Annotated in this window: 11 protein-coding genes and 1 tRNA gene; 9 read left to right on the top strand and 3 right to left on the bottom strand. The window is 61.8% G+C overall.

The features are described from left to right. Window positions 1-47: 47 nt before the first annotated feature. Together glnA and ACO08C_RS01165 are read right to left on the bottom strand one after the other, a co-directional pair. Window positions 48-1,451 (bottom strand): type I glutamate--ammonia ligase, encoded by a 1,404-nt coding sequence (glnA, locus tag ACO08C_RS01170; protein ID WP_421786794.1) that lies wholly within the window; start codon window positions 1,449-1,451, stop codon window positions 48-50. Window positions 1,452-1,504: 53 nt separating this feature from the next. Continuing rightward, on the bottom strand, window positions 1,505-1,843 hold the full coding sequence (locus ACO08C_RS01165) for a P-II family nitrogen regulator (protein WP_421786792.1): 339 nt from the start codon (window positions 1,841-1,843) through the stop codon (window positions 1,505-1,507). A 128-nt stretch (window positions 1,844-1,971) separates the two neighbouring features. On the opposite strand from ACO08C_RS01165, the gene ACO08C_RS01160 reads away from it, so the two are divergent. The 3 genes from ACO08C_RS01160 to ACO08C_RS01150 all read left to right on the top strand — a co-directional run bounded on the left by ACO08C_RS01160 (window position 1,972) and on the right by ACO08C_RS01150 (window position 7,489). Beyond that, window positions 1,972-3,477 (top strand): NAD(P)H-hydrate dehydratase, encoded by a 1,506-nt coding sequence (locus ACO08C_RS01160; protein WP_421786790.1) that lies wholly within the window; start codon window positions 1,972-1,974, stop codon window positions 3,475-3,477. A 28-nt stretch (window positions 3,478-3,505) separates the two neighbouring features. Continuing rightward, window positions 3,506-5,785, top strand: a complete 2,280-nt coding sequence (locus ACO08C_RS01155) for an NADP-dependent malic enzyme (RefSeq protein ID WP_421786789.1) — start codon at window positions 3,506-3,508, stop codon at window positions 5,783-5,785. A 246-nt stretch (window positions 5,786-6,031) separates the two neighbouring features. Beyond that, on the top strand, window positions 6,032-7,489 hold the full coding sequence (locus ACO08C_RS01150; protein WP_421786787.1) for an MATE family efflux transporter: 1,458 nt from the start codon (window positions 6,032-6,034) through the stop codon (window positions 7,487-7,489). On the opposite strand, the gene ACO08C_RS01145 is transcribed toward ACO08C_RS01150, so the two are convergent. Beyond that, window positions 7,470-8,075 (bottom strand): methyltransferase domain-containing protein, encoded by a 606-nt coding sequence (locus tag ACO08C_RS01145; RefSeq protein WP_421786785.1) that lies wholly within the window; start codon window positions 8,073-8,075, stop codon window positions 7,470-7,472. The two genes, ACO08C_RS01150 and ACO08C_RS01145, sit on opposite strands and share 20 nt — an antisense overlap. 263 nt (window positions 8,076-8,338) lie before the next feature. Between ACO08C_RS01145 and ACO08C_RS01140 the strand changes: the two genes are divergently transcribed. From ACO08C_RS01140 to clpX, 6 genes are all read left to right on the top strand, one after another. Continuing rightward, window positions 8,339-8,423 (top strand) — tRNA-Leu (locus ACO08C_RS01140). Between the two features lie 82 nt (window positions 8,424-8,505). After that, window positions 8,506-8,748 (top strand): GIY-YIG nuclease family protein, encoded by a 243-nt coding sequence (locus ACO08C_RS01135; protein ID WP_421786783.1) that lies wholly within the window; start codon window positions 8,506-8,508, stop codon window positions 8,746-8,748. A gap of 522 nt (window positions 8,749-9,270) precedes the next feature. Then, window positions 9,271-9,447, top strand: a complete 177-nt coding sequence (locus tag ACO08C_RS01130; protein ID WP_421786782.1) for a hypothetical protein — start codon at window positions 9,271-9,273, stop codon at window positions 9,445-9,447. A 184-nt stretch (window positions 9,448-9,631) separates the two neighbouring features. Then, window positions 9,632-11,182 carry a trigger factor gene (gene tig / locus ACO08C_RS01125; RefSeq protein WP_421786780.1) on the top strand — a complete coding sequence of 517 codons (1,551 nt, stop codon included), beginning with the start codon at window positions 9,632-9,634 and terminating at the stop codon, window positions 11,180-11,182. A gap of 139 nt (window positions 11,183-11,321) precedes the next feature. Further along, window positions 11,322-11,951: an ATP-dependent Clp protease proteolytic subunit gene (locus ACO08C_RS01120; RefSeq protein ID WP_421786778.1), complete on the top strand. Its 630-nt coding sequence runs from the start codon at window positions 11,322-11,324 to the stop codon at window positions 11,949-11,951. A gap of 159 nt (window positions 11,952-12,110) precedes the next feature. Then, window positions 12,111-13,397, top strand: a complete 1,287-nt coding sequence (clpX, locus tag ACO08C_RS01115; protein WP_421786777.1) for an ATP-dependent Clp protease ATP-binding subunit ClpX — start codon at window positions 12,111-12,113, stop codon at window positions 13,395-13,397. The last annotated feature ends 5 nt before the right edge of the window (window positions 13,398-13,402 follow it).

Below are 13,402 nucleotides of genomic sequence, written 5' to 3'. Positions count from 1 at the left end.
GCCGGAACCCTTGCGGCTCCGGCCGTGCGTGTTGTGGTTATGAAGGCCTAGACCTTGTAATACATGTCGAATTCGACCGGATGCGGGTGCATTTCATAACGCAGCACCTCGTCCATTTTGAGATTGATGAAGGCGTCGATCTGGTCGTCATCCATGACATTGCCCTTCTTCAGGAAATCGCGGTCGCTATCGAGTGATTCCAGCGCTTCCCGCAGCGAACGGCAAACCGTCGGAATGTCTTTCAATTCTTCCGGCGGCAGATCGTAGAGGTCCTTGTCCATCGCATCGCCCGGATGGATCTGGTTCTCGATACCGTCGAGGCCGGCCATCATCAGGGCGGCGAATGTCAGATAAGGGTTGCCGGCGGGGTCCGGGAACCGCGTTTCAATCCGCTTGCCTTTCGGCGACGTCGAATACGGGATGCGGATGGAGGCCGAACGGTTGCGCGCCGAATAAGCGAGCAGCACCGGCGCTTCGAAGCCTGGCACCAGGCGCTTGTACGAATTCGTTGTCGAATTGGCGAATGCGTTGATCGCACGGGCATGCTTGATGATGCCGCCGATATAGTGAAGGCAGGTCTCCGACAGGTCGGCATATTTGTCGCCGGCGAACAGCGGATTGCCATCCTTCCAGATCGACTGGTGGACATGCATGCCGGTGCCGTTGTCGTTCCACACCGGCTTCGGCATGAAGGTCGCCGTGCGGCCATAAGCGTGCGCGACATTGTGCACGATGTATTTATAGACCTGCATGCGGTCGGCCATCGTCGTCAGCGTCGAGAACTTCATGCCGAGCTCGTGCTGCGACGGCGCCACCTCATGGTGATGTTTCTCCGGTTCGAGGCCGAGCTCGGTCATCACCGCCAGCATTTCCGAGCGCATGTCCTGGCCGCTATCGATCGGCGGGACCGGGAAATAGCCGCCTTTCGGGCCCGGGCGGTGGCCCATATTGCCGCCTTCGATCTGACGGCCGGAATTGTAGGGGCCTTCCTCGGAATCGATGGCGTAGCCGGTGTTCTGCTGATCGGTGGACCAGCGGATATCGTCGAACACGAAGAATTCGGCTTCCGGCCCCATATAGATGGTGTCGCCGATGCCGGTTGATTTCAGATAGGCTTCCGCTTTTTTCGCCGTGGTGCGCGGGTCGCGGTTGTAGGCGTTGCCGGTGCCCGGCTCGAGAATGTCGCAGAACATCGACAGCGTCTTGTTCTGGAAGAAGGGATCGACGGTGGCGTTGCTGGTATCCGGCATCATCGTCATGTCGGATTCATTGATCGCTTTCCAGCCATTGATCGACGACCCGTCGAACATCACCCCGTCCTCGAAGAAATCATCGTCGACCATCGAAACATCGAAAGTGACGTGCTGCATTTTGCCACGCGGATCGGTGAAGCGCAGATCGACGAATTCGATATCTTCGTCTTTGATTTTCTTGAGAATGTCGTTTGACATCGCAGGAGGGCTCCCTTTCTGGGATTTACTGGAAGATGGGGTGAGGTCGGACCTTAAAGGGCATTTTCATCGGCTTCGCCGGTCCGGATGCGGATCGCCTGATCAATTGGGGAAACGAAGATTTTGCCGTCGCCGATGCGGCCCGTCCGGGCCGCCGTCTGGATCGCCTCGACAATCGCCTCGACGCGGGCTTCCGGCGCCACGATCTCGAGTTTGACCTTGGGCAGGAAGTCGATGACGTATTCCGCACCGCGATAAAGCTCGGAATGGCCCTTTTGCCGTCCGAACCCTTTGGCTTCGGTGATGGTCATGCCTTGCACGCCGATATCTTGAAGTGCATCGCGGACATCATCGAGCTTGAACGGCTTTATGACGGCTTCGATTTTTTTCATGGCCCCCGGCTCGCGTTTGACGAGTTATATCAACGCGAGCGAGAATCAATACCGATCGCGGATTACGCAGGTGCAGCATAAACAGAGTCGGAGCGAAAATGCATCCCCTCCCGTCCAAAATTCTCTCCGTGGACAATCATCGCGCGGCCGACGCCTTCGCAACCGCGAATGGCGTTCCCGGCATTGACCTGATGGAAGCGGCGGGCAGAGCCGTCGCAGCGGAAATCATGCGCCGCTGGAGCGCCCGCAAGACGATTGTGCTCTGCGGTCCGGGCAATAATGGCGGTGACGGCTTCGTTGCGGCGCGGCACCTGGCCAACGCAGGCTGGCCGGTCGAGGTTGCAACTCTCGGCGATCCTCAAGACGATCGGGGTGATGCCGCCGTCATGCGGGGCCGCTGGAAAGGCAGCACGCATCGGCTGGATCAACTCGACCCGCCGCGTTTTGGTCTTTTCGTCGACGCGCTGTTCGGCGCGGGACTGACGCGCCCGCTTGAGGGTGCGCCTGCAAAATGGGCCGTGTCGCTGGCCGATCTGGACCGGCCGGTGGTCGCGGTCGATATTCCATCCGGCCTGCACGGTGATCGGGGCAAACCGCCCGGCGAGGCTTTTCCGGCCGACCTCACCGTGACATTCCACCGTCTGAAGCCCGCGCATGTGCTTCAACCCGGCCGTGAAATGTGCGGCCAGATCGTGCTCGCAGACATCGGCATTCCGTCGGGATGGGATACGCACGCGGCACCGGTTGCCGAACTTAATGATCCCGCCGTCTGGACACAGCACCCGCTAAGCGGGCCAGCAGATATACACAAGCATCGCAAGGGACGGCTGTGCGTCGTGTCCGGCGGCCCCTCCTCGACCGGTGCGGCAAGACTGGCCGCTCTGTCCGGATTGCGGGCCGGAGCGGGACTGGTGACGATTCTGACGCCGGCGGCCGCTATGCAGGTTAACGCGCTGCACACAACCGCCGTCATGATCGCGCGGTTCGACGATACGCAGGGCTTTCTCGACGCGCTGGATAACCGCCGGGCCACGGCCGTCCTGATTGGTCCCGGTAACGGCGTGGGCGCGGAAACCCGCGACCGGGTGATTGCGGCATCGGCACGCGAAGCCGGTCTTGTGCTCGATGCCGACGCATTGACCAGTTTCGCCGACGAGCCCGATCACCTGTTCGCCCACCTGCGCACCGACGATGTGCTGACGCCGCATGAGGGCGAGTTCGCCCGCCTGTTTCCGGATTTTGCTGCCGATGACGGGCTGAACAAGATCGAGCGTGCGCGGGCGGCGGCCAAACGGGCGGGGAGCGTATTGGTGCTGAAGGGCGCCGACACCGTTATTGCCAGCGCGGATGGCGCGGTTCGGGTCAATGTGCATGCCTCCCCGGCGCTCGCGACCGCCGGCACCGGCGATGTTCTGGCGGGTCTCGTCGGCGGATTCCTGGCGCATGGATTGAACGGCTTTGAAGCGGCGTCGATCGCCGTCTGGCTTCATGGCGAGGCGGGCTTGCGCCGCGGCAGGGGCCTGATTGCCGAGGATCTCCCCGCGGCGATCCCGGAGGCTCTGCAGGCGCTGGACCGCAGGATGCGCATTCGCGCCGCACGCCAGTCTTTGCTCTCCAACCCGAACAGCGCATAAAGGCGGCAAACCGCTTCAGGGATTCTCCATGCCCGACACCTCCAAACGCACCGATCTGTCCGCCTTCGACCGCGAGGCCCTGGACTTTCACCGCAAGCCCACGCCGGGGAAGCTGGCGTTACAGCCGACCAAGCCGATGGGCACCCAGCGCGATCTGTCGCTGGCCTATTCTCCGGGCGTCGCCGTGCCGGTGAGGGAGATCGCGGCAGATCCCGATACCGCTTACGATTATACCTCGAAGGGCAATATGGTTGCTGTGGTGTCCAACGGGACCGCCATCCTCGGCCTCGGCAATCTCGGCGCGGCGGCGGCCAAGCCGGTGATGGAAGGCAAGGCCGTCCTGTTCAAACGGTTTGCCGACATCGATGCATTCGACATCGAGGTTGACTACACCGATCCGGACCAGTTCGTGGAATGCGTGGCCGGCTTCGGTAACAGTTTCGGCGGCATCAATCTTGAGGATATCCGCAGCCCGGAATGCTTCGACATTGAACAGCGCCTGCGCGAGCGGCTCGATATTCCCGTCTTTCACGATGACCAGCACGGCACGGCGATCATCGCCGCAGCGGGGCTGATCAATGCCTGCGAGCTTTCCGGCAAGAAGCTGAAAGACCTCAATGTCGTGCTTGTCGGCGCCGGTGCGGCCGGCCTTTCGGTGATCGAGCTATTGCAGTCGATGGGCGTCGACAAGGACAAGACCATTGTCGTCGATATTGACGGCGTTGTTTACGAGGGCCGGGAAGGGCTTCATCCGCGCCTCGCCAACCAGGCGGTGAAGACCAGGCTGCGCACCCTCGAAGATGTGGTGAAAGGCGCCGACTGCCTGATCGGCCTGTCGGCCGCAGGGGTGGTGACGCCGGCCATGGTCAAGACGATGGCCAAGAAGCCGATCATCTTCGCGATGGCCAATCCGGAACCGGAAATCCGGCCGGAAATCGTCAAGGAAGTGCGCAGCGATGCCATCATCGCCACCGGCCGGTCCGACTTCCCGAACCAGGTCAACAATGTGCTGGGCTTTCCCTACATATTCCGCGGTGCGCTGGATGTCCGCGCCCGCACGATCAATGAAGAGATGAAGATCGCCTGCGCCCGGGCGCTGGCCGCCCTGGCCCGCGAGGACGTGCCCGACGAGGTCGCCGCGGCTTACAAGAAGGGGCGGATGAAGTTCGGCCCGGATTACATCATCCCGACGCCATTCGACCCGCGCCTGATCTCGCACATCCCGCCCCTCGTTGCCCGCGCCGCCGTCGAATCCGGTGTCGCGCGGATCGAAGCCCGCCCGGATGAGGAATACCGCCATTCGCTGGCGCGGCGCGCCGATCCGACCGCCGGCTTGCAGCAGCGTGTCTCGGCGGCCATCCGCGCCGAGCCGAAAACCATCGTCTTTGCCGAGGGCGAAGCGCCCAGCGTCATCCGCGCCGCGCACGCCTTTCAGTCGCAGGGGCTGGGCAAGGCAATCCTGGTGGCACGCGAGGAAATCGCGAAAGCCAATATGCGCGAAGTGGGGGTGCCGGAAGATTCGCTCGAAATCTGCAATGCGCGCCTGTCCGACAATAATTACGACTATGCGCAATTCCTGTACAAACGCTTGCAACGCAAGGGTTTTCTGAAACGCGACGTGCAGCGTCTGGTCAACACCAACCGCAATGTTTTTTCCGCCTGCATGGTGAAAATGGGCCAGGCCGACGGCATGGTCACCGGCGTCACGCGCCACACCAACATGGTGATGGACGATATCCGCCTGGTACTCGATCCGGTTCCGGGCGGCCGCATTGTCGGCATCAACGCGGCCATATCCCGCGGGAGAAACCTGCTGATCGGTGACGTGCTGGAAACCGAATTCCCGACTTCCGAGGAGCTCGCAGATATCGCGGTGGAAATGGCCGCCACGGCGCGCCGGTTCGGGCTGACGCCGCGCGTTGCCTTCCTGTCCTACTCCTCCTTCGGCAACCCGCCGGGCGAACGGACCGAGAAGATGTCCGGGGCGGTGAAACTGCTCGACGCTCGCGGCGTGGATTTCGAATACGAGGGCGAGATGGCGGCCGATGTCGCGCTCGACCCGGATCATCACGAGCTCTACCCGTTCTCGCGCCTGACCGAACCGGCCAATGTGCTGGTCATGCCGGCGGTGCATTCCGCCTCGATCTCCACGCGTCTGTTGAAGGCGGCGGGCGCGGCGACGGTCATCGGCCCGATCCTCGTTGGTCTCGAATGTTCGGTGCAGGTGGCAAGGCTGGGCGCCCGGGTCTCCGACATCGTCAACCTGGCGGGCCTCGCAGCTTACGATCCGTCACGCGCGGCATTGTAAGCGGCGGAACTCGATGAAGATTTCCCCTCCCCCTGGTGGGGAGGGGTAGGGGTGGGGGGCAAGTTTCGCCTTTATGTTCACCCCACCCTGACGGCTGCGCCGTCTTCCCTCCCCATCAAGGGGAGGGAAAAGAAGCCACGACCTCCACCGCCTCATCACATGAACGCATATCAGCCATCAGGTTTTCGTGAGGTGCAATCCTGGGCGAACGCCCGTATATCCCCCGGACAAGTGAGGGGCAGTTGAATGGCTGGACGCGCATCCCGGGACATGACCGAAGGGCCTGTCTTCGGACACATTTCCCGCATGATGATCCCGATGAGTTTCGGCATCGTCGCCATGATGTTGACCGGCGTGATCGACACCTATTGGGTCGGCACGCTCGGCACCAGCCAGCAGGCCGCCGTTCAGCTCTCCTTCCCGGTCACCATGCTGGTGATGAGCATTTCGATCGGCCTGGGCGCAGGGGCGGTCTCGGTGGTTTCGCGCGCGGCCGGTGAAAAGGACGACACCATCATCCGCCGCACCGCGACGGACGCGCTGTCGCTGTCCATTCTGGCGGTCGGACTGGTCTCCATTCTCGGCGTGATCTTTGTGGAGCCGCTGTTCCGGCTGATCGGCGCTTCCGACACGATGATCCCGCATGTCGTCGATTACATGACCGTCTGGTTTGGCGGCATCGTGCTGATCGTCGGGCCGATGGTCGCCAGCAATATTCTCCGGGCGCTCGGCAATGCGGTTCTGCCCTCGATGATGATGATCGGCGCGGCGGTCGTGAACATGATCCTCGATCCGATCTTTATTCTCGATGAGATTTCCTTGGGCTGGGCCGGGATCGAATGGAGCGCGACGGCGCTCGGCTGGGGTGTTTCGGGAGCCGCGTTGGCCACCGTTGCCGCCAACGCCGTGACCTTCCTGATGATCGGCGCCTATCTCGTCTTCCGCGAAAAGCTGATCGATTTTTCCTGGCACGGCTTTGACGAGCTGTTCCACAATTGGGGCGAGATCGCCCGCGTCGGCCTGCCGGCGGCGGCCTCCAACACCTTCAACCCGTTTGCGCTCACCATTGTGATGGGCGGACTCGGCATGGCGCAATTCGGCGATGCCGCTGTCGGCGGTGTCGGCGTGGCGGCACGCCTCGAAGCCTTCGCCATCGTGCCGCTCTTTGCCCTGTCGGCCTCCATCGGCCCGGTCACCGGGCAGAATGGCGGGGCGGGGATCACCTCAAGGGTCCGCGAGGCTTTCGCCAAGAGCTTCCTCTTCTGCCTCCTCTGGTCGCTCGCCATGGCGGTGATCATCCTCTTGCTGTCGCGCTGGTTGGCGCCCGCCTTTCTGCCCAGCGAGATGGGGCAGGAGGTGGCGCGTTCTTATTGGGGCCTCGTGACGCTGACCATCGCCGGTTACGGCATTTCGATGGCCGCCAGCGCCGGGTTCAACGGGCTCGGCCGGCCGAGTTTCGGCGTGATGATCACCTCCAGTCGGGCGATCATGATGGCGGTCTTTGCCGTGCTCGGGGGGATCCTCTTCAATGCGCCACTCGGCGTGATCGCGGGCATCGCTCTGGCCAACATCCTGTCCGGCTTGGGCACCGCCGGCTGGGTGCTGTTCCGCGCCCCGATGGAGGCCAGCAAGCGCCGTAAGCGGAAACAAGCCCAGGCGGCCGTCCCGGCGGATGCCGCGCCGGCTACCGACGCGTCAGAATAACGGCGAGTTCTGGTTTACCGTTCAATGAAGGGTGCGGGTAGGGCGCAGGATCGCCGTCCGGCCAGTCCCAGCGCTCGGCCGGAAACAGTTCACGCATCGCCGGGATGGAACAGCCATAGGGCGGGCCGCCCATCTCCGCCTTCTGCATGAACAGGGCGAACAGCTGGCCGCCCGGTTTCAGCCAAGCGTGGACGGCTTGCTCGTATTCGTCGCGCAGCTTTGGCGGGATCGCACACAGGAAGGTCTGCTCATAGACTGCGTCCATCGGTGTGTCGGGGCGCCACAACAGAATGTCCGCCTCAATCAGCTCCCCGGTGAGACCGTCCGCTTCCAACTGCCGTTTCTGCCAGGCGAGGGCAGTTGCTGAAAGGTCAGCGCCGATGGCGGCTTTCCCGAGCGCGGCAAAAGCCTTGAGCTCCGGCGCCCGCCCGCAGCCCGGCACGATCACGGTGTCGACCGGGTCGAACGCGCCCTCCGCCTGCCACGCCTCGAACGCCGGGTGCAGGCCGGGGCGTTCCCAGGGCGTGGTCTCGTCACGGAACCGCTGTTCCCAGTCCATCGGGGCGCGATCGGGGCTCGAAGTCATGGCGATTGTCCGTCCCATAGGTAACGGCCAAAGCTAACCGAATTGTCTTGATCGCGGCGAGGGGGCGTATCAGTCTTCATGCGCAGGCCAGGGAGCCCGTCTTATGCGCAAAGCCTTAGCGGTCGGAATCGCGCTCATATTGTTCACGCTGATTATCGGTCTCGGCCTGGTGCATGGCTTGGATCTGGCGCGGGCGCAGGCCTGGCTGTGAATTCCCGCTTTCCGGGCACCGGGCCATTGGCTAGGTAAAGCCTCTACCCCGTGCGGATGTGGCGGAACTGGTAGACGCGCTGGATTTAGGTTCCAGTGCCGCAAGGCGTGGAGGTTCGAGTCCTCTCATCCGCACCAGCCTTCGCTCGCTAGCGCGAGCTTCGGCTGGCAAGCCAGCTTTTTAGAGAGCGAAGGCGGACCCGCATGACAATCTCAAGTAATGAGATTGCACTACGTTTACATTCTTGAGTCGCAGACTGGCGAACATCGTTATACGGGTTTGACGAATGATATTGCGCGCCGTTTGAAAGAGCACAATGCCGGATCGGTCGGTCACACTTCCAAATACAAGCCGTGGAAGTTCCGAACGATTATCGGATTTAACTGCCGCAAGCGCGCAGCAGAATTCGAAAAATATCTAAAAACGGGTTCAGGCAGGGCGTTCTCGATCAAGCGCCTTTAGCGCGAGCTTCGGCTGTAGTATTCTCAGTGCTCCGGCCCATCCGGGCCGTCGCTCCTCGCTCCTCGCTCACGCTGCGGGCGACCATATATCACCCAAACACCCGTCATCCTCCGGCCGCGCGGGCGCGGACCGGAGGACCTCGATCCTGGTTGTTTCCGTTGCGCGCGGCCCGGGCGTTCGTGTCGGCCGTTGCCGTTGCGGGCCGTGCTCACATGAAACGTGCTCAAGGCTGGGGTGTTGGCGGTTCTGACCCGCGTCAACCTGATGGCTCTCACTGACGCTACAGGCGAGTTGTCACCTTGCCGAGCCCTCACCAGGTCAGAGCGCCAGTCTAAGATCTCTCCAAAGGGTGACCCTTACGCAACACTCATACGCCAAAGGACCAGTTCGGCCGCAAATCCGAATTTTTTCTTCGGGCGGAACGCGATTTCCGGTTAGACCCCCCGCCGGGGACACGCTGTAAACATCGTTTGCGAACTGAACGTGGTCATCAGGTGGGTCGATCCGGGGGGATGACGCGGCATGCGCGACGCGATTTATACAGGCATAGCTTTGATCCTGGCGACCGTCGCCGTCGCGCTGACCATCATATTCGCCCTCGCTTATATGCGCGGCGAGGGCTGGTTCGATCTTGAAAACCGCAATTCGCTCTACTTGGAATCCGGCAGCTCCGTCGACGAGACGGCGGAGCGTCGGTAAAATCTGGCTCGCGCTTGGGTCGGCAAGCGTGACCACCGGGCCCGGCGCGCGCTTGGCAGGCGCACTGTATTCGCTTCCGCTAACGCCCGTTGCATAGGGCAGTTCACCGTGACATAACCCGCGCCTTCACGGCGCGGAGTCGCATTGCTCCGCGGATCGATCAATCATGCCAGGACTGACATAAATGCAAGTCAATGAAAAAGCCGCCGAAGGCTTGAGCCGCACGCTGGAAGTCGTGATCCCGTCAAAGGATCTGCAGGCTCGCCTCGACGCCAAAATCGAAGAAATCCGCCCGCAGGTCCGCCTGAAGGGCTTCCGTCCCGGCAAGGTGCCCGCGAACCACATCCGCAAAGTCTTCGGCGAGTCGATTCTCGGCGATCTGCTGAATGACGAACTCTTGCCGCAATCGATCGATTCGGCGCTCAAGGAGCGCGCCGTCGAGCCGGCTTCGCAGCCGCAGATCGAGATCAAGAGCGATCCCAAGGAGCTGATCGGCGGGGCCGATTTCGCCTTTGAGATTCGCGTCGACATCATGCCGGAATTCAGCGCGCCGGAGCCGAAGGACCTCGCCATCCAGCGGCCGGTTGCCAAGGTCGAAGACCAGCAGGTCAACGATGCGCTGGCCGAGCTGGCGAAAGAAAGCCGCGCCTTCAAGGAAAAGACGGCCAAGACCGCCAAGGCCGATGACGGCGACGCCGTCGTGATCGATTTCGTCGGCAAGATCGACGGTGAAGCCTTTGAAGGCGGCTCGGCTGAAGATGCGCGCGTAGTAATCGGCGACGGGGCCTTCATCCCGGGCTTCGAAGCACAGCTCAAAGGCGCCAAGAAGGGCGAAGAGCGCGAACTCAAAGTGACCTTCCCGGATGACTACCAGGCCAAGCATCTGGCCGGCAAGGAAGCGGTCTTCGAAACCAGGGTCAAAGCCATTGAGGCACCGGCAGAATCCAAGATTGACGATGATCTCGCCAAGCGCCTGGGCCTGGAAAACCTGGACTCGCTGAAGGACGCGCTGAAACAGCGTTTCGAACGCGAACATTCCGGCCAGTCCCGCATGCGCGCCAAGCGGGCTCTTCTGGACGCCCTCGACGTTGGCCAGAAATTCGACCTGCCGCCGACCATGGTCGAACAGGAGTTCGAGAATATCTGGCGCGAGGTCAGCCATGCTATGGAGCACGGCCATCTCGACGATGAGGACAAGGACAAGTCCGAGGACGAGCTCAAAGCGGAATACCGCACGATCGCCGAACGCCGGGTCCGCCTCGGCCTGGTGCTGGCCAAGATCGGTCAGGGCTCGAATGTTCAGGTCACGCAGGAAGAACTTGCCCGCGCCATCAACCAGGAAGCCCAGCGCTATCCGGGTCAGGAGCAGCAGGTTGTCGAATTCTATCAGAAGAACCCGAACGCCGTCGCACAGATCCGCGCCCCGCTCTACGAAGAGAAGGTCGTGGATTACGTGCTAGAGCTCGCCACGGTGGAAGACGTGCCGGTAAGCCGCGAAGCACTGTTCTCCGACGAGGACGACATTTTGTCGGCCGCCAAGAAGCCGGCAAAGAAAACTGCCAAGAAGGCCCCGGCCAAGAAAGCGGCTGCGAAGAAGGCTCCGGCGAAGAAAGCCGCGGCCGAGGCCGACGACAAGAAACCGGCGCCGAAGAAGGCTCCGGCCAAGAAAGTCGCGGCCAAGAAGCCGGCCGCCAAAAAGGCGCCGGCAAAGAAGGCCGCCGCCAAGAAGAGCTGACGGCCGCAACCGCCAAGCTGACATCCAGGAGACGCCCCGCCTTGCGCGGGGCGTTTTGCCTCGCGATATTCGTTTCCAGCTGATCGATCCGAATCGGACCGGCGTCCTGCCGGTTCCGCCTTGCTAGCTGGAGTGCGCGATGAGAGATCCCGAAGACGTCATGATGAATCTCGTTCCCATGGTGGTGGAGCAATCCAGCCGTGGGGAACGGGCTTACGATATCTATTCGCGGCTCCTGAAAGAGCGTATCATCTTCGTCACCGGCCCGGTCGAGGACAATATGGCCAGCCTGATCGTGGCCCAGCTGCTCTTCCTGGAATCGGAAAACCCGAAAAAAGAGATCGCCATGTACATCAACTCGCCGGGCGGCGTGGTGACGTCCGGCATGGCGATTTACGACACCATGCAATACATCCGCAGTCCGGTGGCGACGGCCTGTATCGGCATGGCCGCCTCGATGGGATCGCTCCTGTTGTGCGGCGGTGCGGAAAATATGCGCTCGGCGACACCGAATGCGCGCATCATGGTGCACCAGCCGTCCGGGGGCTTCCGTGGCCAGGCGTCGGATATCGAGCGGCATGCCGAGGACATCATCAAAACCAAACGCCGCCTGAACGAAATCTACGTCAAGCACACCGGCCGGACGTATGAAGAAGTCGAGACGAAGCTCGACCGCGACACCTTCATGTCATCGGAGGAAGCCCGTGAATGGGGCTTGATCGACCATGTTTACGCCTCGCGCGAAGAGCAGGCAGGCAGCAAGGAATAGGCTTGGCATTGCTGATCAACATTTGCTCAACACGGTTGGCATATCATCGAAAAGGGTGTGTGATTACGTTTCGCTAAGCTTCGGCCCCGATCTTGCTACACCGGAAGGGGCGGACACGAAGCATTGGTGTGACGTGCCAGAGAGACAGGCGGGCAGAGTATGAGCAAATCATCGAACAATGGCGGCGAGGCCAAAAACACGCTGTATTGCTCGTTCTGCGGGAAGAGCCAGCACGAAGTCCGCAAGCTGATCGCCGGTCCGACCGTCTTCATCTGTGATGAATGCGTCGAACTCTGCATGGATATCATCCGCGAGGAGAACAAGACCTCGCTGGTAAAGTCCAAGGAAGGCGTGCCGACGCCGACCGAGATCTACAAGGTATTGAACGATTACGTGATCGGCCAGGACCAGGCCAAGCGGGTGCTGTCGGTCGCAGTGCACAATCACTACAAGCGTCTCAATCATGCCACGCAAAACCAGGACGTCGAGCTCGCCAAGTCCAACATCCTGCTGATCGGCCCGACCGGTTGCGGCAAGACGCTTTTGGCCCAAACGCTGGCGCGCATCATCGATGTGCCGTTCACCATGGCCGATGCGACGACACTGACGGAAGCCGGCTATGTCGGCGAGGACGTTGAAAACATCGTTCTCAAGCTGCTGCAGGCCGCCGACTACAATGTCGAGCGGGCGCAGCGCGGCATCGTCTATATCGACGAGATCGACAAGATTTCCCGCAAGTCCGACAACCCGTCCATCACGCGCGATGTCTCGGGCGAGGGCGTGCAGCAGGCCTTGCTGAAGATCATGGAAGGCACGGTGGCTTCGGTGCCGCCGCAAGGCGGACGCAAGCATCCGCAACAGGAATTTCTGCAGGTCGACACGACCAACATCCTGTTCATCGTGGGCGGCGCGTTCGCCGGCCTCGAAAAAGTGATTTCGCAACGCGGCAAGGGCTCTTCCATCGGCTTTGGCGCTGATGTGAAGGATGCAGATGATCGCCGCACCGGTGAAATCCTGCGTGAAGTCGAGCCGGACGATTTGCAGCGCTTCGGCCTGATACCGGAATTCATCGGCCGTCTGCCGGTTGTCGCGACGCTCGAAGATCTCGACGAAGATGCGTTGATCGAGATCTTGACCGAGCCAAAGAATGCGCTCGTCAAGCAGTATCAGCGCCTGTTCGAGATGGAGGGCGCCAGCCTGACCTTCACCGACGACGCCCTGGTCGCGATTGCCAAGAAGGCGATCCTGCGCAAGACCGGCGCCCGGGGCCTGCGTTCGATCATGGAGGGAATCCTCCTGGAGACGATGTTCGACCTGCCGGGAATGGACGGCGTCGACGAGGTGGTCGTCAATGGCGACGCAGTGGATGGCGGCGCCAAGCCGCTCTTTATCTACACCGAGAAGGAAGAGGCGGGTAAAGCCGACAAGCGGCCGACCGCGTCCTGACGGCC

This window comes from Hyphobacterium sp. (assembly GCF_965229905.1).
In the GTDB taxonomy this organism is placed as follows: Bacteria; Pseudomonadota; Alphaproteobacteria; order Caulobacterales; family Maricaulaceae; genus Hyphobacterium.
The sequence above is the reverse complement of the archived record's forward strand: the minus strand, read 5'-3'. Positions and strand labels throughout refer to the sequence as shown.

Bases quoted from the DNA above. Each gene is read 5' to 3' on its own strand.
- glnA (WP_421786794.1), bottom strand. From the start codon at position 1,451: ATGTCAAACGACATTCTCAAGAAAATCAAAGACGAAGATATCGAATTC.
- ACO08C_RS01135 (WP_421786783.1), top strand. From the start codon at position 8,506: ATGAGATTGCACTACGTTTACATTCTTGAGTCGCAGACTGGCGAACAT.
- ACO08C_RS01130 (WP_421786782.1), top strand. From the start codon at position 9,271: ATGCGCGACGCGATTTATACAGGCATAGCTTTGATCCTGGCGACCGTC.
- ACO08C_RS01120 (WP_421786778.1), top strand. From the start codon at position 11,322: ATGAGAGATCCCGAAGACGTCATGATGAATCTCGTTCCCATGGTGGTG.
- ACO08C_RS01150 (WP_421786787.1), top strand. From the start codon at position 6,032: ATGGCTGGACGCGCATCCCGGGACATGACCGAAGGGCCTGTCTTCGGA.
- ACO08C_RS01155 (WP_421786789.1), top strand. From the start codon at position 3,506: ATGCCCGACACCTCCAAACGCACCGATCTGTCCGCCTTCGACCGCGAG.
- clpX (WP_421786777.1), top strand. From the start codon at position 12,111: ATGAGCAAATCATCGAACAATGGCGGCGAGGCCAAAAACACGCTGTAT.
- tig (WP_421786780.1), top strand. From the start codon at position 9,632: ATGCAAGTCAATGAAAAAGCCGCCGAAGGCTTGAGCCGCACGCTGGAA.
- ACO08C_RS01145 (WP_421786785.1), bottom strand. From the start codon at position 8,075: ATGACTTCGAGCCCCGATCGCGCCCCGATGGACTGGGAACAGCGGTTC.
- ACO08C_RS01165 (WP_421786792.1), bottom strand. From the start codon at position 1,843: ATGAAAAAAATCGAAGCCGTCATAAAGCCGTTCAAGCTCGATGATGTC.